The organism is Bacillus sp. ZY-1-1 (genome assembly GCF_003047165.1).
In the GTDB taxonomy this organism is placed as follows: Bacteria; Bacillota; Bacilli; order Bacillales; family Bacillaceae; genus Bacillus; species Bacillus velezensis.
Map to the genome: position 1 here is coordinate 2,146,335 of NZ_CP027061.1, position 26,856 is coordinate 2,173,190.

The 26,856-nt window shown below is 50.2% G+C and carries 2 protein-coding genes; both read right to left on the minus strand.

All coding sequences use genetic code 11. The features are described 5' to 3' along the window. Window positions 1-4: 4 nt before the first annotated feature. Window positions 5-16,306, minus strand: coding sequence for a non-ribosomal peptide synthetase (locus C5I45_RS10910; protein WP_107994389.1), 16,302 nt, complete (start codon window positions 16,304-16,306; stop codon window positions 5-7). Further along, window positions 16,296-26,840 carry a type I polyketide synthase gene (locus tag C5I45_RS10915; RefSeq protein WP_107994390.1) on the minus strand — a complete coding sequence of 3,515 codons (10,545 nt, stop codon included), beginning with the start codon at window positions 26,838-26,840 and terminating at the stop codon, window positions 16,296-16,298. Before C5I45_RS10915 ends, C5I45_RS10910 begins: the two co-directional genes overlap by 11 nt. Window positions 26,841-26,856: the final 16 nt, after the last annotated feature.

Here is a 26,856-nt window from a genome sequence, read left to right on the forward strand (position 1 = left end):
CTCCTTAACTCAATTGTTGTACATGTCTTGTTACTTTAGGCTGATAGCTTCGCAGTTTTTGCATCGCCGAGCCGTGATGTTCAGGGTATACTTCTATCATTTCTTCCGGTTTTTCCTCCGGCTCTTCCGCCTGTTTCATCATGACGAACTGATTCAATGGGCCGCCGAGCAATCGTTCAAGCGCCGCCATTGCTTCCGGCGCTTCAATTGATCCGACTCCCGCCTGTTTCATCCGTTCTTGATATTCGGCAGATGATACGATTCCGACACTGCCCCAGTAGCTCCAATTCATCACTGCCGCCGAATACGGCCGAACTTGAGCCAAATGAGCGGCAAAGGCATCTTTGAAACTGCACCCGGCAGCATAATTGCTTTGTCCGGCCGCTCGCGCAAATGATTGAACGGATGAGAAGAACAAAGCAAAGTCCAGCGGCTCATTTTGGAACACGCGGGCCATATTCACGCTGACATTGACTTTTGCAGCGAGCACGCTTCTCAAACGGCTTTCCGGCATATTCGCCAGGCTCTGATCCTCTAAAACAATTGCGGAATGGATGATTCCGTTAATTTGCGGGTGCGTGCGTTTGATCGTTTCATACGCCCGTGTGAGCTCATCCGGGTTTGCCGCGTCAGCTTCAATATAAATCGGCGCCGGCCCGAATTGGCTGAGTCTGTCGATTTTTTCCTGGATGGCGCTGTTATGTTTTCGTCTGCCGATCCAAACGACTCGAGCCTGATACGTTTTCACGGCATATTCGCTCCATGCCTCGCCGATACCCCCCGCGCCGCCGATGACGACATAAACGCCGCCTTTTTGGTAAGCGGGCCGGCTTGACACCGGCTGCTGTACAGGGATGAGGCGCTGTTTGTACCAGTGATTGTTGCGGTACGCCCATGTATTGCCTTGCTCATCAAACGGCGCTGAGAACAGCTCCGCCTTTGAAACATCTTCCGGACATCCGGCATCAATCAGCCGTGTTTGCCAGTTCGGATACTCTTTTGCGAGCGAACCGATCAAACCGTGAATGCCTGCATGAGCCGGATCAATGATGTCCGCCGGCTGTACGGACTGTGTTTTTATTGTGACTGCAGTCAAGCTGATTCGCTTGCCTCCATATCCTAAAGCAAGCATCGCCTTAATCACTCTGTACATCTGGATGACGCCCGCATCTTGAGCTTTCACCATGTCACCATCGCTGTGAAAAGGAGCGATCCATACGATATGCCCGAAAGACCCTCTTGCTTTCAGTTCAGCCGCAACAGCCTCTATTTCATCCTCCGGGTTGATATGAAGCCGTTTCGCAGAAGGATGATGCAATTGAAAAGCCGCGCTTTCCTCATCCCCTGCGATAAAGACAATCTCTTCCGTCTTATATGCCGGGCTTTGGTCACGGAATTCCGCAAGATCCCATACCGGAGCCAGAAGGTTTGCTCCATTTAATGATGTTTCCGGCGCCGGGCCTTCCATCATTCTGGAAGAAATCCCTTTAATCCTGACACAGACGCGGCCTGTCTCATCGCATAAGTCAATGTCCAGCCGCTGTATTTTTTCATCCGTTCCCCGGGAGCTGACATACGCCCACATGCTTGTCGTGCACGGGCTGAAAATGTCCAGTTCCTCAAGGGCGAACGGCAGTGACAGCTGGTTATCATCTGCATGCAGCTTCAGTCCGATTGTCGCTTGCAGAGCTGAATCAAGCATACACGGGTGAAGAACGTATTGATCTGCCGTTTCTTCGAGGAAGGAAGGCAGACGGAGCTCAGCTAATGCTTGATTGCTTCCGATATGAATGTGCTGAATTCCTTGTTGTCCGGGACCGTAGTCAATGCCGATTTTGCTGAATAAGCCGTAACACTGTTCAGAAGTCAGTATACTGAGGCCGCATTGAGCTTTCAGTGCGCCTATATCACGGTGCTTAGCCTCCCCGGCGCCGAGAATGCCGGCAGCCCCCTGACAGTGTATCTGCCTGCCGCTTGCTTCTGCTTGTGAATCCGTGTAAATGTCATACACGATTTCACCGTTTTCCCTCGGAATCAGGCTGATTTGCGCTTCAATCGGGCGGGTTCCCGCTTCGATCGGCCGAACCCAAACGATGTTTTTCAGACGGATGACAGACGGAACTTTCTTTTGCCCTTTGACTGCCTGAGCAACCGCCGCCCTGGCCATTTCCAAGTAGGCAACGCCCGGCATGACCGGCTTGCCTTTAATAAGATGATCGGTGAAAATCGTCTCTTGTCCCGTAAATTCGGATCGGTACCGCTGCTCTGTTAAATCCGATACATTCTCGTGAAGCAGCGGGTGCAGCACCCGCGACGTCGGCACAGCTTGCGGTTTTTCTGCTTTCGGCCGGTTGTCCGTGATCCAGTACCGCTCTTTCGCAAACGGGTAAGCAGGAAGACTCATCCGTTGGGGCTTGATATCAGAATATAAGCCGTCCCATTTGATATCCGCGCCCTGCACCCATAATTCCGCAAGCTTGTCATTCTCCCGGCGGCTTATCAGCTCTTCGATATCCGCTTCGCCGTTTGCGCCTGCCATAATGGATTTCAGCGGGATTTTACCCGCTTTTCCTTTATAAATGCCCGCTTTGTCATAACGTCCTTTCGCACAGCTCTTTAGCTTGTCCCGCAGTTCTGCGGCCGAGGAAGCGATAATGGCCGCTCTTTCTTCCATCGCATCACGCCCCTGCTGAAGCGTGTAAGCAACATCGGCAAGATCCGCATCCGTAAAAGAAGCTTGCGCCAGCTGCTGCGCCTGTTCCTGCAGACGTTCTTCTTCTTTGGCCGACAGCACAAAGATTTGAGGGTGTGTGAAAACAGCTGTTTTTCTTTCTTCCTTCGGGATATATTCTTCAATGACGACATGGGCGTTTACGCCGCCGATGCCGAAAGAACTGATTCCCGCACGGCGCGGCAGATGATTGCCGTTTTCGTCTTTCAATGCTGTCCATTCTCTTTTTTCCTGTACGATGTAAAACGGACTGTCTTTCAGTTTGATATACGGGTTGATGACCTCGCTGTGGAGGCTTTTTGCAAGTGTTTTATGCTTCATCTGCATCAGCACTTTGATCACACCCGCGACACCGGCTGCCAGTGACAGGTGGCCGATATTGGTTTTTGCCGATCCCAAACCGCAGTGACTCGCGTAAACGGCGGGATCGCCTGTTTTTTCGTACAGCTTTTGAAAGGCGGATTTCAGGCCGTTGATTTCGACCGGATCGCCAAGCTCCGTTCCGGTTCCGTGCGCTTCTATATAAGTGACGGTTCTCGGATCAATGCCTGCTTTGTCATAAGCCGTTCTGACGACTTCCGCCTGGGCTTTCGGATTCGGTGTCGTCAAGGAGTTCGCACGTCCGCCGTGGTTGACCGCGCTGCCTTTAATGACGCCGTAAATATGATCGCCTGATTTTTCCGCTTCTGACAGCTTTTTCAAAAACAGAATTCCGGCACCTTCACTGACGGCAAATCCGTCCGCCCTGTCGGAGAACGTTTTGCATTTCCCTTCTTTGCTCAGCGCACCCGCTTTATCATAAGCGATGTGGCCTTGCGGTGTGACGACGGTATTCACGCCGCCGGCGATCGCCATCTCGCAGTTCCCGTTTTCAATGGCGCATACGGCGTGATGAATCGCGACCAGCGAGCTGGAACAAGCCGTGTCGATCGGTTCACTCGGCCCGTGCAGATTGAGCATATAGCTGACGCGGTTCGGCCCTGCTGACGGACTCATATTTGCGGCTGACGCACCGCCGATATCCAGATCGGAAAACAGTGAGCCGTACCCGGTATTCCCCGTGCCGATATACAGGCCGGTTTTCGTGCCGGAAAGGCTTTTAGCCGAATATCCCGCATCTTCTATCGCCTTCCACGCATACATCATTAACAAGCGCTGCTGGGGATCCATCTGTTCGGCTTCCAGCGGTGAAATTCCGAAGAACAGCGGATCAAATTCCGCAACTCCGTCAATAAATCCGCCCCACTTTACATTTGTTTTGTTGGCTTCGTTAAGCGGGTCACCGTAATACTCCCGCCAGTCCCAGCGATCCGCCGGCACCTCTGTTATACAATCTTTTCCCTCTTCTAAATTGCGCCAATACTCATCAATATTTGCGGCCTTCGGAAACACTCCGCTCATGCCGACAATGGCGATCGGTTCCGGTTTATGTTCAGCCGCAGTCTGAACATGCTGTACGGCTGTTTTTGCAAATCGTTTGTTCCCTGCCAGTCTGATGCCGCCACCATCTGTTACACCGCTTTGCTTTTCTTCTTTCGGCTGTGTGCTGCCGGCAAATTGCGTTTGATAGTCTTCTGCTAAATGATGCGCCAAGGCTTGAATCGTCGCATATTCAAAAAATACGGTCGGTGTCAGATCAAGCTGATAAGTGTCATTCAGCTTGTTCGCGAATTCCGTCAGCGTAATGGAATCAAATCCGTATTGATTGAACTCCAATTCGATATCGATTTCTTCAATGTTTATTTTCAGAAGTCCGGAAACTTCTTTTGCCAGCAATTCCTGAAGTTTGGCCGTCAGGTCTTTCGGCGCAGGCGTTTCTTCCGTTTTCTTAACCGGTGCAAAAGCGGCTGCGGGAGTCTTTTGAAGCAGTTTTTCCCGCATTACGGCGCGGTTTCCTTCCATAACGAGCACGCTTGTTTTCCCCGTGCTCCATGCTTTGTAAAGAGCTTCTATTCCGGTTTCAGTGCGCATCGGCGTTACACCGGTTCTTTTTTCGGTGAGCTTCGCCATTTCTTCATTGACTTGCATTCCGCCGTCTTTCCAAAGCGGCCAATTGATTGACAATGTGTGACCGTGGCGGTACATTGCCGTAACCAGCGCGTTGCGGTATGCCGCATAGCTGTCCATAAATGCGTTTGCCGCCGCATAATCCGCCTGTCCCGCATTCCCGGTGACACCGGAAATGGATGAGAAAACGATGAAAAAGTCCAGCGCTAAATGCTCGGTTGCTTCATCAAGGTTGACAAATCCGTCCGTTTTAGGAGCCAATACACTGTAAAACTCTTCGGTTGTTTTCTTTGCGATATATTGATCTCTCATCACACCCGCGCTATGAATGATGCCGTGAAGGCCGCCATATTCCGTTTCAATTGTTTTGACCAGGTCTGCCGCAGTTTGAGCGTTTGTTACGTCAGCCTGTTTGTATTCCGCTTTTGCTCCGAGTGATTCAAGCGATTGCAGCTGCTTCCGCTGATTCTCTCTTAATGCGGAACGGCCTGTCAAAACCAGCGTCGGCTCTTTGACTTTCCGGGCGATTTCTTTCGCGAAAATAAAGCCGAGGCCCCCGGCTCCTCCGGTAATGAGATAAATCCCTCCGTCGTTCCACGGAATGCGTATTTTGCCGCCGGACACGGCCGTTTCTTTGACATCTGCGCTGTATCGGATGCCGTTTTCATATTTGATATGGCTGTCATCAGCCCTTGTTTTATTTTCTCTGATGATGTCTGTGATTCTGCCGTTTTCCGCCGGTTCTATTTCAATCAGCTGGGTTTTCAGTTTTTTATGTTCCAGGCCGGCTGTTTTTAGCAGAGCTGAAATCCCTGAGAGCAGCTGATGCTTATCTGTTTTAGAGAGAACCGTCTGGATAAGGACGTCTCCTTCCGTCTCTTCCTTCAGCAGTTTTTGCAGCGTCTCCAATATCCGTCCTGTATAATCACGGAAGCGCGCCGCCGCTTTCCCGTGCGGGGAGGTCATTTCAAAACATTCAGCTCCCGCGGCTTCAACGGCTTGTTTTAATCCGGCGTCTGTGTCACAAAGCATTACGATATGCCGGGCAAAAACGGGTTCCGTTTGAACGGCAGTTTCATCGCTTCGTGTCCATACCGGCTCAAGCATGAGCGTTTCCGGAGCTTTTTCTTTTTTCTCAGGTTCTTTTTCAGCCGTTCTGAATGACAAACCTTTCAGCCTTACGCAAACCTTGCCATTTTCATCACAAATATCAAGATCGCGTTTTTCAACCTGGCCGGCTTTGTGGTCTTCAGAAAGTCTGGCGTAAACCCACATCTCGGCAGCGCATGCGCTGAATACTTCAAGCTCCTGAACCGCAAACGGAAGCATCAGTTGTTCATCATTTGTTCCGGTTAATATGCTTGATGCCTGCAATGCAGAGTCCATTAAGCCCGGATGCATGACATACTCCTGTACCGTGTCCGCACAAGCCGCATTAAGAGACAGTCTGCCCAATACGAAATCATCACCTGTATAAATCGCTTTGACTCCCCGGAAAGCCGGGCCGTAATCAAAACCGATTTTGCGGTACATATCGTACACTTCATCTGCAGAAAACGGTGTCTCGGCGGATTGTGATCTCAGTTTTTGGAGATCAATGACCGGAGCCTTTGCGTCAGGGCGGACTGATACTGCCCCTTGGCTGTAAACGGACGGCTGATCTGTTTCCCGGCCGCAGTAAATGTCGAATTGAACGTCATTTGCCGTTTCGGGAATGAGACGGATGTTGACATGAACCGGCTCGTCTTCAATGGTAATCGGCCGCACCCAAACCGTATTCTTAAGCTTGACGCTTCCTTGTCCGGCCGGAACTTCAGATGCCTGTTCCATTGCTGCGCGCGCCATTTCAAGATGTGCCACACCCGGTAAAATCGGCACGCCTTTTACAACATGATCCGCAAGGTAAAACTCTTCTCCTGTATAGATTGAGCTGAACCGCTGTTCTGCAAGGTTTGAAGTATTTCTGTGCAGAAGCGGATGAAGCGCGTCTTGTTTTCCGGCAGATACAGTGCTTGTTTTTTCGTGTTTTCCGGTGTGTTTCGCCGCCCAATAGCGGTCTTTTGCAAAAGGATACGACGGCAGGCTCATACGTTTAGGCGGCCGGTCTCCATACAGCTTCGCCCAATCGACGTTCAGCCCTTTGACCCATAATTCAAGCAGCTTCGCGTATTTGCCGCGTGCCATCCATTTTTCAACGGCTTCTTGAATTTCTTCATCTTCCGTCAGCATTTGCAGCGTGCCTTTGTCTATTCTTCCTCTGTACAAATCCGCATGCTTATCTCCAGTGATAAACTGTGACAGTTTTTCCTGCAGTTCTTCTGCGGATCCGGCAATAACCGCCAGGCGTTCTTCCATGGCGTCCCTTCCGATTTGGAGAGTATATGCCATAGAAACGAGGCTGGAATGATCGTACCGTTTTTCAGTAAGCGCACGTTTCAGCTGTTTTGCCTGCTCTTTCAGGCGTTTTTCATTTTTGGCGGACAGAACGAAAAGACATGGGTCGATATGAGAATCATCTGCTTCCTCTCTGTCTTCTGGAATGTATTCTTCGATGACGACGTGGGCATTTACGCCTCCGATGCCGAATGAGCTGATGCCCGCGCGGCGCGGCTGTTCGTTTCCGCGTTCGTCCGTCTGCGTCTTCCATTCCATCGTCTCCCGCACCAGATAAAACGGGCTGTTTTCAAGCTGAATGTACGGATTTACCGTCTCACAGTGGAGACTTTTGACTAATGTGCGATGCTTCATCTGCAGCAAAATTTTAATAATGCCCGCTGCTCCCGCGGCAAGGGATAAATGGCCGATATTCGTTTTGACCGACCCTAAGCCGCAATAGCCGGCCGCTTTCTCTTTTCCGTCTGCAAACGAGCTGAACGCTTGTTTCAGGCCGTTAATTTCAACGGGATCTCCCAATTCTGTTCCGGTGCCGTGCGCTTCGATATAAGAGACTGTTTTCGGATCAATGCCCGCTTTTTTGTATGCGGCTTTAATAACTTCCGCCTGTTGTTTCGGGTTAGGCGTTGTTAAAGATGCCGCACGGCCGCCGTGATTCACCGCGCTTCCTTTAATGACGCCGTAAATATGGTCCCCATCCGCCTCAGCGGCTTTCAGCTTTTTAAGGAAAAAGAGCCCGGCTCCTTCACCATGGGCAAAACCGTCAGCCTGATCGGAGAACGTTTTGCATCTTCCTTCTTTGCTCAGCGCGCCCGCTTTGTCAAAGCTGATATACACATCCGGAAGAACAATCGTATTGATTCCTCCCGCCAAAGCCATGTCGCACGTCCCTTCTTCAATTGAAGAAACGGCATGGTGTATGGCAACGAGTGAGCTTGAGCAGGCGGTATCAATCGGCTCGCTCGGCCCGTGCAGATTGAGCGTATAGCTGACACGGTTCGGTCCGACAGACGGACTTGTATTCGCCGCGGATGACCCTTCAATCGCCGCATCGGCATTGGCTAAAAGAGAACCGTAGCCGGTGTTTCCGGTCCCGATAAACACACCTGTCTTTGTGCCTGAGAGACTCTTTGACGCATATCCGGCATCTTCAATCGCTTTCCACGCATACGTCAGCAAGAGGCGCTGCTGAGGGTCCATTTGCTCCGCTTCCCGCGGTGAAATCCCGAAAAACAACGGATCAAATTCAGCAATTCCGTCAATAAACCCGCCTTGGTTGACGTTTGTTTTATTGGCTTCTTTTGCGGGATCCCCGTAATAGTCCCGCCAGTCCCAGCGGTCTTTCGGAATCTCGGTCATGCAGTCTTTGCCTTCTTTCAGGTTCTGCCAGAAAGCTTCAATGTCTTCTGCCATCGGGAAAATCCCGCTGATGCCTACGATTGCGATCGGTTCCGGCCCTTGGTCCCGCTGCACTGTCTGCGGAAGTGTCTCAGGCAGAGTGCGGCGTCGCTTAACGGCCGGGCGCGTAATTTGAGTCTCTTTTACCGGTCTTGCCGATTGAATCGTTTTTGTATTTACCGCAAACCGTCCGGCAAATTCCTCTTCGTATTCACTGATTAAATGAACGGCAAATTCATGGATTGTCGGATGATCAAAGAAAATCGTCGGCGTTAACGTAAGCCGGTACGTTTTGTTTAACTGGTTCGTAAACTCAGTCATCGAGATAGAATCCAGCCCGTATTTTGTCATTTCTTCATGAGGATCAATTTTGTCAATGTTTACTTTTAACAGCGAGGCCGTCTGCTGTTTTAACAGATGCTTCACTTTTTCAAGCAGGCTGTCAGCATCAATGTCATGACGTACGCCGGTCTCTGCTTCCGGATGATCATTCTCTTTGCGGAACCGTTTTGCTTTCATGTGTTTCACATCTCCTTCAAAAACCGTCATCCGGGCTGTCCCGCTCATCAAGCCTTGATATAAAGCCTTGATGCCGGCATCTGTGCCGAGCGGTGCGATTCCCGCCTGCTGCATCAGCATATCTTCCGTCTGCTTTCCTGCCTGCATTCCGCCTTCTTTCCATAACGGCCAGCTGACAGAAAGCGTCTTTCCGTATCTTTGTCCTGCGGCTTGTAAAGAACGGCGGTACTCGGCATACATCTCCATAAAGACATTTGCAGACGCATAATCAGCCTGGCCGACGCTTCCAAGCACACCTGATAAGGATGAGAAGACAATAAAGACATCTAATTTCTCATGTTGTGACGCTTCATCAAGATACACAAGGCCCTTCACTTTCGGAGCGAGAACGTGTTGGAATTCCTCTGCCGTCTTCTTCACCATGTAGTTGTCTTTTATAATGCCGGCACTGTGAACAATCCCGTCCAGCTTGCCGTGCCGTTTACGGATATTGCGGATCAATCGGTATACTTCTGCTTCGTCCGTGACATCGGTCTGCTCGTAGAAAACAGAAGCGCCGGCAGCACGTACTGTTTCCAGCATGTCTTTCTGCTTTTCTCCGAGAGCGGACCGGCCGGTTAGTATGATGACGGCGTCTTTTGTACGGTTTGCGATCTCTTTTGCAAAAATCAGACCTAAACCTCCGGCACCTCCTGTAATGAGATAAACGCCTTCGTCTTTCCACGGAATGTCCGGCTCCGCTTGAGAAATATCCATCTCTTCCCAATCAGCGGCAAAGCGCTTGCCGTTTTCATATTTCACATGGACGCTTTCGGCATGCATACGGTTTTCCGCCGCTTTTTCCGCGATGCCTTCAGCACTTTCTTTCTCCTCGGCTTCGATCATTTGACAGATCAGCTTGGAATGTTCAAGACATGCGGTTTTGAAGAGGCCGGTAATGCCTGAGAACACCTGCTGTAAGCCTGCTGACCGCGTAACAGCCTGAAAAAGAACGCGGCCCTTCGGCTTGCTTTTCATTATGGTTTTGATATGGCCAAACAGCTGACCCGCATAAGAATGATACCGCTCTGCAATAGATGCGGGACGATCGTCCAGGATAATGACGCGTGCATGTTCAAGCTTTGCTTCGACAGCTTGTTTAACGGCTTCATCGTACTCACAAAGGAAAATGATATGATCTTCATACGAAGGCGCGTGATCGGCCGGTGCCGGCTGCTCTTTCCAGACCGGTTCAGCGAACAATGTGTCCGTACGGCTGACCGAAACGCCGGCACCCGCGTTTTCTTCCATGATCCGCGTTGAGAAACCTCTCATCCGCACACAAAGCCCGCCGTTACTGTCATATAAATCAATATCGGCTTTTTGGATAGGATCGCCGGCTTTATTGTTCGCACTGAATGTGACGTGCACCCACATATCATCAGCGCACGGATTCAGAACGTCCAGCTCCTCTAAAGCAAACGGCAATGCGGCTTTGAATGGTTCCCCGCTTTCTGCCAGCAGCGCTCTCGTCACGTTTTGCAAATATTCGGCGGCCTGAAGCGCACCGTCCATCATACTCGGATGAAGGATATAATCAGCTTTCGTATGGGAGACGGATTCAGGAAGCTTCAATTTAGCAAGCAGCCGGTCTTCGCCTTTGTATACAAGCTGGACACCTTTGTAGCCCGGCCCGTAATCAGCTCCGATCATTCCTTTGTAAAACGCTTGAGATTCGATTGTTCCCTGCGTGCACCGGCGCTTCAGCTGCTCAATATCCGCCGCTTCCTCCGGTTCCTTCCGGATGATTTCAGCGATGCCCTGATTATAAAGAGGAGCTTCTTCACCGATAGAATCGTTACCGCCGTACATTCTGTATTGAATCTGTCCGTCCTCTTCTTCATAAAGTCCGATATGGACACGGACAGCGTCCTGATCGACTATCACCGGGCGGACCCATACGATATTCTTTAAGCGCAGGCCGAGAGACTCCTCTGTTGCCCCGCCGATGCTTTTCTCCGCCGCGGCCCGTGCCATCTCAAGGGTGACGGCAGCCGGCACGATCGCCATTCCTTTAATGATATGCTCGGCAATAAAATACTCTTTTCCCGTAAATTCCGAACTGAACCGCTGCTCCTGCAAGACGGATGTATTCTGATGTACCAGCGGATGCAAAAACTTCGCATCTGTTTGCTTCACAGTTTCTTCCGGCCAGAAGCGCTCCTCTGCGAACGGGTAGGTCGGCGCACTGATTCTTCGCGGCGCGGAATCCTGATACAATAAGCCCCAATCAACACGCGCTCCTTCAATCCAGAGCGCCGCAAGTGCTTTCAGCTTTTCATCACGTGTCTGACATGCCGCAAGCTCTTCCATCTCCTGAGCCGACACTTCTCTGCTTCTCACTTTTTCGCCCCGTAAGATGTTTTGGTCATTGCCGTTGATGAAATCCTGCAGCTGACGCTTCAGATCGTGACGATCATGACTGATAAAAACGGCTCTCTCTTCCATCGCTTCACGTCCGGTCTGATACGTAAATGCCAGATCATGCAAGGAAACATCGTTTTCGGCTTCATCCAGAAAGCCGGATAAACAAGTTGCATAGGCAGTAAGACGCTGCTTATTTCTCGCTGACAGCGGAACGATATAAGGCGGCTGTCCGTCATTTGATCCGCTGATCGTTTTGTTTTCATACTGTTCAAAAATGGCGTGTGCGTTTGTTCCTCCGAGTCCGAATGAACTTAACGCTGCCCGGTGCGGCGTCTCTCTCTCCGGAAGCGATTTTCTCTTATCCGCCACATAAAACGGCGAACCGCTGAATTTGATATTCGGATTCGGTGACGTGTAATTAATGGTAGGCGCCAGCTCCCGATGATATAAACTCATGGCGACTTTGATGCACCCGGCCAGACCCGCTGCTGTATCCAAATGTCCGATATTCGTTTTTACGGAGCCGATTCCGCAATACTGCTCCCGGTCCGTGTAACGTTTATACACTTGCTGCAGCGCAGACATTTCAATCGGATCACCCAATGTCGTTCCTGTGCCGTGCGCTTCGATATAGGAAATCGTCTCCGGGTGAATATTCGTGCTGTCTAAAACATGCTGGATGACGTCAGTCTGACCTTTTACACTCGGTGCGTAAAAACCGACTTTATCCGCTCCGTCATTGTTCAGACCGATGCCTCTGAGCATGGCGTATATGTGATCTCCGTCCTGAACGGCTTGCGACGCCTTTTTCAGCAGAATGACGGCCGCTCCTTCTCCGCCCGCCATACCGTCGGCTGAAGCGTCAAATGCCTTGACATGCCCGTCGCTTGAAAAATTCAATCCGTTTTGGTGCACATAGCCGATGCTTGTCGCTGCATGCAGCGTTGCTCCGCCGACGAGCGCGTATTCCGATTCTCCGCTCGTGATGCTTTTATAGGCTGAATAAAGACCGACTAAAGATGATGAGCAATTGGAATGAACGAAATAGCTTGGCCCTTTTAATCCGAGCTTATGGGAAACCATCGTCGGAATCGTGCCGCTCTGCGCTAACACCCATGACACATAGCCGTCGGGAGATTCATGGCCTTCTGTCGTTTTTTCCGGTAAAAGCGACCGATACGAATTATTGCTTGCCGACATATATACGCTTGTCTTCGGAATCTCTTTGGATACATATCCCGCGTCCTCGACGGCTTTCCAAGAATGTAGCAGCAGAAGCCGAAGCTGAGGATCCATAAATTCTGCGTCTTTCGGAGAAATGTGAAAGAACTCAGGGTCAAAGAGATCTTTTCCTTCTATCGTCGATAATGCCGGCACATAGTCGGGATTTTCGATCAAATCTTCAGGCACGCCGGCTTCCCGAAGTTCTTCTTCCGAGTAGAACCGGACGCTTTCCTTTCCTTCTCTTAACTGCTTCCAAAACTCATGATGATTTTTCGCGCCGGGGAACTGGCAGGAAATTCCCACAATCGCCACACTGTCGTCAAAGTAAGACGGCACCCCGTTTTGCGGTGTTTGTTCTCTTTCTCTTTCATCTTGGCCTGGTGCCTCTGATTCAGCCGTCTGTTTAGTTTCAACAATAAATCGGCTGATCGCCTGAATGGTAGAGTGTTCGAATAAATCCGTGACGGTAAAATCGCATTCCAGCTCCTGTTTAATGCGTTCTGCCGCCGCAACAGCCAAAAGCGAGTCGCCTCCCACATCGAAAAAGCCGTCTTCGGTTTTGATGCCCGCCGTATTCAGCAGGTCTTCCCATATTGCGGTCACTTTCGCTTCCGCTTCTGATAACGGCAGTCTGCCCGTCTTTTCAGACCGGTGAACAATTACCTTGCGCTGTTTTAGGTCTTTGCGGTTCACTTTTCCGCTCGGTGTTAACGGCAGCGCATCCAGACGGATAAAATGGGCAGGCGCCATATAATCCGGCAGACTCGATAAAAGATGGTTGCGGAGCGCTTTTTCATCTGCCGTATGACCGGAACGGGCCGTATAATAAGCAATCAGCTTTTTATGTCCGTTCTTTTCCTGAACAACAACCGCCTGATCAAGAATGTCCGGATGTTCGTTCAGTTTCGTTTCAATCGCTCCCAATTCGATGCGGAAGCCGCGAATTTTCACCTGACTGTCAATCCGGCCGGCATATTCTATATTTCCGTCAGGCAGCCATCTGGCCAAATCACCTGTCTTGTAAAGCTTTTCTCCTTCACTAAACGGATTATCAATAAATGATGCCGCCGTCAGCTCAGGCTGATTGTAATAGCCTCTGGCCAGACCGGCGCCGGCCACGCAAAGCTCGCCGGCCACACCGTCAGGGACGGGGCTGAGCTTTTCATCGACAATATAAAGCCGTGTATTTTGAATCGGTTTCCCGATCGGCGTATTCCTGCTTGTGATTTCCTTTTGGCCGCAGCTGTAGTAAGCGGCATAAATAGATGTTTCCGTCGGGCCGTATATGTTTTCAATTCTGGCATGTTTGAAGATGGAAACGGCCTTTTTGACTAAATCTTTCGGAAATGCCTCACCGGCCACCATCACATATTTCACAGGGCCGTCTTCTGTAAATGCCGTATGCCGCTTTACCGTTTCCAGAAATACATTAAACACGGCGGGAGCAAAATTCAGATGCGTGACCTGGTGGGTTTGGATGTATTCCATACAAAGCTGCGGGTTTTTTTCTGCACCAGGCGGCAAAATGACAAGCCGTCCGTTTCCGATAAACCAGCCGAATAATTCAGAAATCGAAACGTCAAATACGTAATTCGTTTTTAACAAATAGGCATCCTCTTGTGCGACCGGATACTCAGCTTCCAAAAACTGCAGCGTATTCATGATGGCCCTGTGCTCAACCATGACGCCTTTCGGTTTTCCCGTGCTTCCGGACGTATATAGAATATAAGCGAGATGATGCGGTTTTGAACGCGGCGTCAGTTTTGCCCCGCTGACAGAACGTCCGCTCTTTTCAATTTCCACCGTGCTCACACCGCCGACGGCCAACTGTTCAATCATGCCGCGCGTATTTGCTTGCGTTAATACGATTGAAACGCCGCTGTCAGTCAACACGTGGACCATCCGTTCATTTGGAAAAGCCGGGTCCAGCGGCACATACGCGCCTCCCGCTTTTAAAATGGCGAGGATGCCGATGACCATCTCAAAAGAACGCTCCGTACAAATGCCGACCGGGCATTCCGGTGTGACGCCCTTTTCTTGCAGGTACACGGCGAGCGCCGTGCTTCGTTCATCTAATTCGCGATATGTAAGACTGTTTTCACCGAATGTGACGGCTTCTCTGTCAGGGTGGCGTCCGGCTTTTTCCGCAAACACTTCATGAATGCAGCGCTCATTCGGCTGATGAGATGAACGGCTTGCTTCACGTTTTTGATTGAGCAGGCCGGAACAGGCTTCAAAAGTGATCTCCGGATCAGAAAGCACCTTTTCTGCCAGTTTCATATAATGCTCCGCCATCCGTTCGATGAAAGAAGGGCTGTAGACATCCGGGTTGTACAGAAATTGCAGGACGGTTTCCGTTTCTTTTTTATAGACTTCAAGCGCAAGCTCAAATTCGCCTTCCTGATGAATGTCTTCTATCATTTCAATGCCGAGTGATTGATATAGTTCCGCCAGCTTTTCCGCTCCTTCTGTCCGGAAGAAGTTTTGATAGAAAAACGCGGTTTGAAAAACAGGCGAAACCGCAGGCGAGCGTTCCGTCTTCAATTCTTTGACAAGCGCGGGAAACGGATACGCGGCATGGTCCAGCCCTTCTGCCAGTGTCAGCTGCAGCTCCTTCAAAAACGCCGTAAAGGATTTGGCGCCCGTCTCCCTGCTTCTGACCGCGATCATATTAATAAAGTATCCGATGACAGACTCAAATTGAGCCTCAGAGCGCCCCATCGTCGGCATGCCGACGATGACATCTTCCTGATTCGTATATTGATAGAGCAGCCCTTTGAAAATAGCGAGATACACAACGGATTCATTGACATTATGTTTTTGGGCGCACACTTTAATCTGCCGGTTCAGTTCATCAGGAAGCAAGCGCTGATACGCCTGCCCTTTGCAAGTTTGAACCGATGATCTCGGATAATCCGACGGAAGCTCAAGCACCGGCAGCGGTCCTTCCAGCTGCTTTTTCCAATAAGAGAGATGCGTTTTTCCCGCTTCGCTTTCCAGCAGCTCTTTTTCCCATTTCACAAAGTCATGATAATCTGCGGCCTGCTGAACCATGACAGGTTCTTTGCCTTCACTTGCTTTTACATAAGCGTCCAGCAGCGCCGACATAAACGTCATAAGAGAGACGCCGTCAAAAATGATATGGTGAATGGTGATTAACACAATCGGCTCCCGCTTCGCCCGCCGGAATACATGAACACGCAGGAGCGGCCCGGTTTCAAGCGCGAACGGTTCTTTTGCTTTTTCTTTAATAAACGAAAGAGCGTCACGCCCGCTTAATTCAGAAAGATCCATTTCTTCAATCGGAAAATGCCGATCCGTATCTTCTATCTGATACGGAAGGCCGTTTTCCTCTTTTATCACACTGGTCAAAATAGGGTGCTGGCGCTGCACGGACAAAAGGGCGTTTTTGAATGTCTCGATATCCAGCTTTTGAAAACGAAAGCATAACGGAATGTTATATGCGCTCATCTCCGGAAACATTTTCTGAAGCATCCACAAACCTTTCTGGCCTTCAGAAAGCGGACGTTTTGCAGTTGTCCGCTTGAAAGCCTGAAGCTTTTGTTCTACTTCAGCGATGGTGAGCGTTCCTGATCTGTAGGCATCGAGAAGTTCTTTATGATTCATAGGTCTTACTCCCTTCTATGATGTCTTGCACTCTTTTAAAATCTAATGTCCCCTCAGAGACCTGTTTCATCATGGCGATGATCTCCTGATCCGTGTACTCCTTGTTATCCGGAGCGGCGGCTTTTGTTTCAGTTTCTTCCGTTCGGTAAAACGTTTCGATCGTTTCTTTGTGTTCTGTCAGGTAATAGCTGATGACGTCTCCGAGCGTGGCATAGCTGTAAAATAACGCCGGAGTGACTTCAATGCCGTAATGACTCGACAAAAGAGCGGCAAATTTGGCTAAATAGATGGAATCAAATCCGAATTCCGCCCAGTTTTTATGCAGGACGAGTTTATCTTTAGATATTTTCAGCAGACTGTGTATCAGCTCTTTCAAATCCGCTTCGAGCCGTTTTTCCGTGCTTTCTTCCGGGATGCGGCGGCTCACGGTTTCCAAAAGCGCATCCGGTTTTGATGAATCGTCCCGCCGTATGCCTAAAAATCGTTCGGCGCGGCTTCTTTTGCCGGCAATGACAAGGCACTGGGTGTTGTCTTGAGAAATGATGCGCTCAAACAGCTCAATGCCTTCATTAGTTTCTAACAGGCGCTGGCCGCTTGATTGCAGGTACATGCCCGTCGTCTCTTCACCGCCGACGGCCATTCCGCCGTTTTTCCAGACCGGCCAGTTTATGACAAAAGCGTTTCCGCTTTCGGATTGTTCGTTTTTATAGCGGGCATACGCCATTTGGAACCTGTTCGCGACCGCGTAATCACAGCAGCCGAAATCTCCTAAAACAGCCGATGTGGATGAAAAGTAGCAGATGAAATCAGGCGTTTCGTTTTTCAGCCACTCGTCAAGAAGCAGGCTCCCGTTTATTTTCGGTTCAAGCGTACTGCGGAAATTCCCGATTTCATTTTCAAAGACGGATGTTCTGCTTTCGATGCCCGCCGCATGAATGACGCCGTGAATAGCTCCGAATCGTTCTTTCGCGCGCTTGATGCAGTCGCCCATTCCGATCGGATCACAAACATCGGCTTCGGCGTAAAGAACACCCGCGCCGAGATTTTCCAGGTCTTTCATTTTTTCTTTCTTTTCTTCATTGATCGGCGACCGCCCCGTGAGAATGACATTTGCCTGGTAGTTCCGGGCGAGATGGCGGGCAAATAAGTAGCCGAGCCCTCCTAATCCGCCTGTAATGAGATATGTTCCGCCGGTTCTGATCCTGCCGTTTTCTTTCGTTAGTCCGGTTGGTTCGGTGTGATAGACATATCGTTTTCCCTCTTCCAAGAAAACGGTATGGTCTGTTTCAGCTTTCAGCTCGTCCCAAATGGTTCTCATCCAGTCCGTTATGGCCGCGCCGGCTTTTCGGAAGTGGCCGGTAACACTTGTTTTCGGAAGAACAATGCCGAGCGAACGCTCAAAGCCGATCCATGATTCCAAGTAGCACCTTTCCAGACCGGATGCATATTCCCCCGCCAATAACAGCCTTTCCGGCTGCAGACCGGTCTCAGCCATTGCTTTGAGAATATGGACAATACATGAATAATCTTCGATGCAGCTTTTATCTTCAAGCGCCCATAAATACAAAATGGCAGAAGCTTCACCGTACTCTTTTTGAATATCCGCAAAAGCATTCACATATGATTGCGGATCTTCCCGCACCACTTGGCAGCGGCCGGCGGACAAGGCCTCATACCGGTCTCCCTGAGCGATAAAAATAACGTCAATGTCACTGTCATACGATTTGATCACAGAGACGGCTTCCTGCTGCTTCTTCTGATCAGTTAAGAAAGAAATCACCGTTTTGACTTGCTTTTCTCCGGCAGCCGGCAGAGCCTGTTCTTTAAGAACTTCTCTAAAAGCCATTACTTCAAACTGCTCCGCCGGATCACTTTCATCAGCCGGCGCGTTAACGGGCGCGGCCTTGCTTTGTACAGGCTGCTGATGCCAGAAGCGTTCTTTCGCAAACGGATAAGCAGGCAGGCTGATGCGGACCGGAGGACGGTCTCCGTATAATTTCGCCCAATTGATGTCCAATCCTTTTACCCAAAGCTCAAGCAGCTTAGAATATTTCCGTTTGCTGATCCAAGCGTCTATGATGGTTTCCATGTCATCATCGGCCGCAAATACGGCAAGCATCCGTTTGTTTTCTTCCCTGCCGTCACGGTGCAGTCCGGCGCTGTTTTGTCCGGCGATAAATCCGTTCAGTTTTTCCTCAAGTTCATGAAGTGAATGGACGATAAAGCCGAGACGCTCTTCCATCGGCACCCGGCCAGTCTGGAGAGTAAAGGCTATGCTCATAAGATCGCGGCCGCTGTATCTTTTTTCACGGATGGCGTCTCTGAGCTGTTTTGCTTTTTCAGTGAGCCGTTCGCTGTTTTTCGCGGACAGGACGATGATGGCGGGCTGATCTGCCGGCGTCTCATCAGGCACTTTGTCTGGCGTATATTCTTCTATAATGAGGTGGGCGTTTGCTCCTCCCGCGCCGAAGCTGCTTAACCCCGCTCTTCTCGGAAGCTCTTTGCCGCCGATGACGGGACGTTTCCACTCACCGAGCTCCTGCTGAACGGCAAACGGTGTATACGCGAAATCAATATTTGGATTCAGCTGTTCCGCGTGCAGGGACGGCGCAATTTGGCGGTCTTTGAGCTGGAATAATATTTTTGTCAGACCCGCAATGCCCGCGGCGCTTTCACAATGGCCGATATTTGATTTTGCTGAGCCGATGGCGCAAAACTGTTTGTCTGTTGTATCCTCTTCAAATGCTTTCGTTAATCCGGCGATTTCAATCGGATCCCCTAATGCGGTCCCCGTGCCGTGGGCTTCAATATAACTGACGGTGCGCGCCGGGACGTTTGCCCTTTCGAAAGCTTCTTTTATTAAGGCGGCCTGCGCATTCGGATTCGGAACGGTGTATCCGTTCGTTTTGCCTCCGCTGTTAATGGCGCTTCCTTTAATCACACCGTAAATGTGATCGTTGTCGGCAATCGCTTGCTCCAACGGCTTTAATACGACCGCGCCCACCCCTTCTCCGTCTACAAAACCGTCCGCGCGGTCTCCGAACGATTTGCACGTGTCGCTTGCGGAAAGCATGTTCATGACTGACAGATTCATATAATGAATCGGGTCGGTCACTATGTTTACGCCCCCGGCAATCGCGCATTCGCTTGAACCGCTGTATATGCTCTCAAGCGCCAGATGAATGGCTGTCAAAGAAGAGGAGCAGGCTGTATCAACGGCAATGCTCGGCCCTTGGAAATCAAAAAGGTAAGATACCCTGTTGGCAATGGACCAGTAGCCGTAGCCTGTCGGGTAGTTTTTGTTCATCGCGCCGGCAAAAACACCGATTTTTCTGCTTTGGCACAGGTTGTCAGGCGTATAGCCGGCATCCTCGATACTCGCATACGCCGTTTCTAAAAATAATCGCTCCTGCGGGTCCATTCGCTCCGCTTCCAAAGGAGAAATCTGAAAGAACAGCGGATCAAACTTGTCCATATCCTCAATGAAGCCGCCCCATTTCGTATAAATAGAGCCTTCTTTACCTTTCTCTTCATCGTAGTAATCCTGCCAGTTCCAGCGTTCCTGCGGAATTTCTTCTATGCAGTTTTTTCCTTTTTTAATATTGGCCCAAAGCTCAGCCGCTGTTTTTGCCTGCGGGTAGCGTCCTGAAACACCGATGATGGCCACGTCGCGAACCGAACTTTGCCGGACGGTCTCTCTGGCTGCCCGCTTTTCCCTCCGCCGCCAGTCAGTGCGAAGCGGCTTGGCCGGCTGTACAGCCTGCGGTTCTGGTGATGCCTTCCGTTCTTCCTGAACAGGCGTTTGTCCCGTCAGTTTGATCATCGCGTCTTTTTTCGTTTTGATTAAGTGAGCGACGAGCGCTTCGATCGTCTGATATTCAAAAAATAAAGTGCTGCTGACTTGGTCCAATACATTTCGTAACGCGTTTGTCAGCTGTACGACGACGATAGAATCAATTCCGTATTTTTCAAGCGGCGCTTTCGGATCAATTTGAGCCGGCGGAATTTTTAACGTTTCTCCGATTAACGTTTTCAAGTACTCGGTGCTTTTTTCTGTTAAAGACGTGTCGCCTTTTTGCACCGTTGTTTGCGGCGCTTTAAATTCCGGCGCTTGTGCTGCTTTTGGCGGATCGGTCCGTTTTCCGGCCCCTGCTTTAAGCGTTTTTTGGCGGACAACGCCGTTGCTTTTTGCCGCTATAATCTGATGGCTTAATTCATGTGCCGCTTCTGCCGGGAAGAAGACAGAATGCCAGCCTTCACTTTCTAACACGCGCTTCCAGCTTTCCGGATACAAGCCCGGGCACCCCGGAATACGAAGGGCAGAATCTTCATGCAGCCACCAGCCTTCAAGCAGTCCGAAAGTAATATGCGGGAACAGGCTGTTTCCCGCCATTTCATTTAAGAGCAGCAAACCGTTGTCTTTTAAGACGGCTTTAGCGTTTCTCAGCGTCTGGCGGATGTCTTTCGTCGCGTGGAGCACATTGGCGGCAACGACGATGTCGTATGCGCCCGGCTCTATGTCCTGGCCGGCAAGCGGCGCTTCTGCGTTAAAAAGCTTATACGTCAGATAAGGATTCCGTTTGCCGTATTCCGTCTCCGCATGCACGAGAAAAGCTTTCGATACATCGGTGTAACAGTATTCTTTTATATGGTTTTGATACGGCCTAAGCTTTTCAAATATGCCTGCGCTTGTGCCGCCTGTGCCCGCTCCGATTTCCAGTATGCGGATCTCGGCTTTTGAATGTTTGCTGATGTTTTCTTTCACATAAGCCGTTAATGTTTCTGACAGGGCGCTGTTAAAGTAATCCGCGACTTGATTGTGCTTATAAATTCCTTCAACAAGTTCCATTGAAGAGTGCGGGAACATGATGTCAGTCGCCGGCACGTCTTCGCGCAGAATGTCCGGCAGTGCTTTAAGCATCGTCTCGGCTAAAACAGTCATCGCTTTTGTATCGGCGTTATTGAGCCATTCCTCTTTTTCCTGCTCCCATTTTTGCCATAGCGAGGCGGTTGTGTCTTCGGCACGGGCCGACAGTTTATATGAATCCGCATTCCCTTCCAGATAACCATGTTCCAGAAGGAAAGCGATCGTTTGATTGAGCCATTTTTTAAAATATTCGTGTTCGGGCTCATACGCTTTAAGGCTTTGCGGCGTCAGCAAGTCTGCTTCTTTAAGCTGGGCGATCAAAAGCTGATACAGAAAATCATCGAGCTTTTGATGTTCAGCCTCTTTTACAAGACGTGCGCCGGGCGGAGCGGCCTTCAGCTGTTGTGAAGAGACAAGCGGCTGAGACGGATAAACGGAAATTTTTTCTGTTTCACTCATCCCTTCGACTGCGACCGGTTTTGTCGTATGAATGAAAGCCGCTTGATCAACCGGCAGCGTCATAAGGGTTTCAAGCGCCTCCATTGCAGCGTCCGGTTCGATCAATCCCAATCCGATCTGATCCATCAGCTGAATAAAATTGCCGTCTTCAGCCGCTTCGCTGTTGCCCCAATAGCCCCAATTCATGACTTTGACCGGACAATTCCACGTCTGATCAAGTTCTTTCGCAAATGCGTCACTGAAAGCGCATCCTGCGGCATAGTGGCTTTGTTTCACGTTATGGATAAATGCCACAAGCGAGGAGAAGAAGAGCGCAAAGTCAAGCGGCTCCCGTCCAAATACCTCCGCCATGGACACACTGACATCGGCTTTTGCCCGCAGCACCGATTTGAACTCTTCTGTCTTCATATTATTTAAGCTTTGCTCAGACAGATCCATTGCCGAGTGGATGATTCCGTTCATTTTTGTGTGACGCTCTTTTATGAACTGATAAGCCCGTTCTAAGGAAGCACTGTCAGCGGCATCGGCGGAAACATATTCAGGCGCCGGGCCGAATGCGCTGAGCCGGTCGAGTTTCGCCTGTATGGAATCATTCAGTGTGCTTCTTCCGATCCAAATGATATGTGCTTTGTAGCGGCGGATCATGTATTCACTCCATGCCTCGCCAAGATATCCGGCGCCTCCGATCACGGCATAAACCCCGCCTGTTTGGTACAGCGTGCCGTTTTTCGGCATATTGTCAAGCGGTATCAGCTGCCGCTCAAACAGCTGCTGATTGCGGTACGCCCAAATTTGACCGTTTTTTCCGGCAGAAAGACTGAGCGCCTCTTTGACCGGCCAGCTGCCGTCCGTTTCCGTGTCAATCATGCGGATATTCCAATGCGGATATTCTTTCGCCATTGTTCCGGCAAGTCCGCTGACTGCGGCCTGTGACGGGTCGGCGCTGTCTTGATCGGAAAACGGCTGGGCATTTGCTGTGACGATGCACCAGTCCAAATGTTTTTCTCCGTACCCCAAGGCAAGTAATGCTTTCATCAGCTTGAACACATGAAGAACGTTTCTTTCCTGTTCCTTGAGGCTGCAAGCACTCTCAGCCTGCGGAGCAAGCCAAATGATTTGCTCCAGTTCTTTTTGTCCTTCAAGCATGTGCGTAAGAGATGTGATATCATCCGTACCTCTGATCGGATAATAGGAAACGTTCGGCAGATGTTCTTTTATGCACGTATGCGTTCTGTCAGTTTCACCGAAAACCGCAGTCTGCTTTTCCGCTGTTTTTGCTTTCTTCGTTTTTTCAAGTGCAACGGGCTCCCATGCCGGAATCAGCATCGTATGGCCGACAGGCGCTTCCGGGGTTTCTCCGCCCGCTGTTTGGCCTGTGTCAAGCGCCCGGACGGACGCGCCTTTCATCCGGACATAAACCGTACCGGCATCATCGCACATATCAATGTCAAATTTTCTTACGTTGTCATTTGCTTTGCTGCCTTCTGTGTACCGGATATATGACCAGATATGTTCAGGACACGGCCCGAACACTTCCACTTCCTGCATCGCAAACGGCAGAGAAAGCTCGTGGCTGTCTGCATCGTCATGTATTGAGCGGACAAGCAGACCGACTGAGGCGTGAAAAGCGGCGTCCATCATACTCGGGTGAAGCGTATACTGTTCTTTATTGTCATGTACGGCAGCCGGGAGTGAAATACGGGCCAATAATCGGTCTTCTCCGATCAGCAATTGCTGTACGCCTCTGTATGCCTCTCCGTAATCCAGACCGATCTTCTCAAAAGCACCGTAACATTCTTCCGCAGTCACGGTCCCTGAATTGCAGGAAGCTTTGACAGACTCGATATCAATCTGGGCGCTTCCCGGTTCGGTAATGACCGCTTCACCCTGGCTGTGAATAACCGGATCTTCGCCGTTTTCTGCCTCACTGTATATTTCATAGGTAATCTCACCATTATCTTCTGGGTAAAGGGCAATATGTATTTCCTTCGGTTTGTCTTCAATCATGACCGGCCGGACCCAAACAACCTGCCTGAGTGTGACGCTATGGTCTTTTTCCGTCACGGCAGCAGCCTTTTTAACCGCCTCTCTGGCCATTTCCAAATAGGCAACGCCCGGCAGTATTTTTTGTCCGTTGACGACATGGTCAGATAGGAAAAATTCATCTCCAGTAAAAAGAGACGTGAAGCGCTGCTGCGAAAAATCTGACGTGTTTTCTTGTAAAAGCGGATGCAGCACTGTGCCTGACGGGCTTTTCTCCTGTTTTTTCTGCTGCGGAATCCAATAGCGTTCTTTTGCAAACGGATACGTCGGAACGCTTGTTTTACGCGGTTTACCCAAAGCGTACAGCCTATTCCAATCTATTATTTTCCCTTCTGCCCATAACTCGGCAAGCCGTATCGGATCGTCCGTCTCAGGAGCGGTTTCGCTCAGTTCCGGCAGCTCGGCTTGTCCGCGCCAAAGACCGGGGATGTTTTCGTTTCCTTTTACGAAATCATTCAGCTTTTCTTTCAAGTCGCGGGTGTCATTTACAAGGAAGACAGCTCTCTCCTCCATTGCTTCACGTCCTGTCTGAAGTGTATAAGCCAGTTCAGACAGCACCGTCTTTTCTGAAAGCGATCGGGCTAGTTTTTCCGCATAGGCCAGAAGCCTGTCTTTATTTCTTGCTGACAGCGGGATGAGTTTTGCTGCATTGTTCTCAGGTGCAGGCGCTTTTTGTTCAGGCTGAATGTATTCTTCTAAAATGATATGGGCGTTCGAGCCTGATGCACCGAAGGAACTGAGTCCGGCCCGGCGCGGATAATGTGTGACTTTTCCGTTTTCTTCGGCTGCCGGCTGCTTCCACGGAGCAGTCTGCTGCTGTACGTAAAAAGGAGATCCCTCAAATTTCAGGTAAGGATTTAATTCCGCAGAATGCAGTGATTTGACAAGCGTTTTGTGATGAAGCTGCAGCGCCGCTTTTGTTAACCCGCTGATCCCCGCCGCTGATTCTGCGTGACCGATATTTGATTTGACCGAACCGATGGAACAAAATTGCTGATCCTGCGTCCCTTGGCTGAACGCTTTTGACAGACCTTCAATTTCAATCGGGTCTCCTAACGAAGTACCCGTGCCATGGGCTTCCACATAACTGACGGTCCGCGGGCTGATACCTGCTTTTTTCAGACAGGCCTTAATGACTTCTGCCTGTGCAGCAGGACTCGGGACGGTAATTCCGCTTACTTTCCCGACGTGGTTAACGGCGCTTCCTTTAATGACAGCGTAAATGCGGTCGCCGTCTTGTTCGGCTTTTTCCAGCGGCTTGAGCAAGACCGCACCGACTCCTTCTCCGGAAACGTAGCCGTCCCCGCCCTCGCCGAATGTGCGGCAGCGGCCGTCACTTGAGTGCATCCCTACGCTTCCGTAGCTGAGATATTTCGCCGGGTGCAGCGACAAGTTCACCCCTCCCGCAAGCGCGGCTTCACATTCGCCGCGGCGGATGCTTTCAATGGCCAGATGAACGGCGGTCAATGATGAGGAACAAACGGTATCCACCGCGATGCTCGGCCCGTGGAAGTCACAATAATAGGACACTCTGTTGGCGATCTGCGCATAATTCAGTGAAACCGGAAAAGGATCAGCTTCAGATAATTGTTCTGCGCCGATTAAGGAATAATCTTTATGCATCACCCCTGCAAATACGCCGATCGGATGCTGTTTCTCCCCTTTATTCCCCAGCGTTTCAGGCGTATACCCCGCATCTTCAATCGTTTCCCAGCATGTTTCTAAAAACAGGCGCTCCTGCGGATCCATCGTTTCCGCCTCACGCGGTGAGATTCTGAAAAACTGCGGATCGAAACAGTCGGCATCGTCAATGAAACCGCCCCATTTTGATACTGTTTTTCCAGACGGGGACGTTACGTTTTGATATGTTTTCCAATCCCATCGGGACTTCGGAACTTCAGTGATGCAATCGGTGCCTGCCTTAAGATTTTCCCAAAACTCCGCCACACTTTTCGCTTTCGGATAGCGGCCGGCCATTCCGATAATCGCGATGTCTCCGGTGTTTTTATGATGTTCTGGCGCGTCCGGCGCTTCAGCTTCAGACCGTGATGATTCGGCTGCACGTTCCTCCGCATATTCAAATGAACCAGTCTTTTTCAGAAAGGCTGCGAGTTCTTTTATATTTGTATATTCAAAGAGAAGAGTGGGCGCGAGGTCCGCACCCGTCTTTTTACTGATATCCTGTACAATCTCAAGCAAAGAAGATGAATCCAGTCCAAGCTCGTAGTAGCCTGCAAGAACGTCCAGCGTCTCCCAAGGCTGCCCAAGCTTATCAGCCAAAAGCTTCTTTAAAAACAGAATGATGTCTTTTTCATCTGCGCTTTCCGGCTCAGCTGCAGCCTGTTGATTCTGTTCGGCTGTATTCGCGTCTTCTTCGAGCCGAACCGCTTTTCCCGTAATGTTTTTAAGCTCCGCCACCTTTTGTCCGGATCGGCTGAAGTACTCGATCGTCATCGTTGTGAGTTCTTTTTCCTGACGGACGCCGGAAGCGGCGATACGCGCCGTGCACTCTGATTGAAGCCTGTCAGCGGCCGTGAACGATTCATAATATAAAGGCAGGTGAAGCCGGTTTGTTTCTGAAAGCAAACCGCTCCCCCCGATTCCGCTCGCATCCAAAAGGGCCGGATGGAATAAAAAGAAATCTTTTCCTTCTTCGCAAGAAAGCTCAGCCAGCATGCCGCTTTCTGTTTCGTACAATCGTCCATTTGATTTCATCATCCCGGAATGAACCAAGTCATGATCCAGACAGCGGTTATACATGTCATCAAGATTCCGAGACCTGGCTGACTGCTTCACATCGCTGAAATCAATGATTTCGTCAAATGTGACAGCGTCTCTTTTCACCATTTCAGCCGTCGCATATTGTATATTGTCTGACAGCTCGTCACCTTGCTGTTTCTGCCCTGAAAGGGAGATGAGCCACTTTCCATCTCCGCTATCAGAACATTGAATGGTCAGAATGATTGCAGCCGTTTCACTGACGGTTAAAGGCTGATAAATCGTAACGTGCTTCAATTCAAGCTCATTGTATACATAACCGTGTTCCTGAAAAACCTGATAAATCAAATCGATATAAGCAAGACCGGGCAATACCGCTTCACCAAAGACCATATGGCCCTTCATGATGGGATGATCCAGTGAGATATTGATTTTTTCCGATATCATTCCTTCCCACTCCTCT

What these genes read in the sequence shown, in the direction of transcription:
- C5I45_RS10910 (WP_107994389.1), bottom strand. Translation starts at nt 16,306, where the DNA reads ATGAATCATAAAGAACTTCTCGATGCCTACAGATCAGGAACGCTCACC.
- C5I45_RS10915 (WP_107994390.1), bottom strand. Translation starts at nt 26,840, where the DNA reads ATGATATCGGAAAAAATCAATATCTCACTGGATCATCCCATCATGAAG.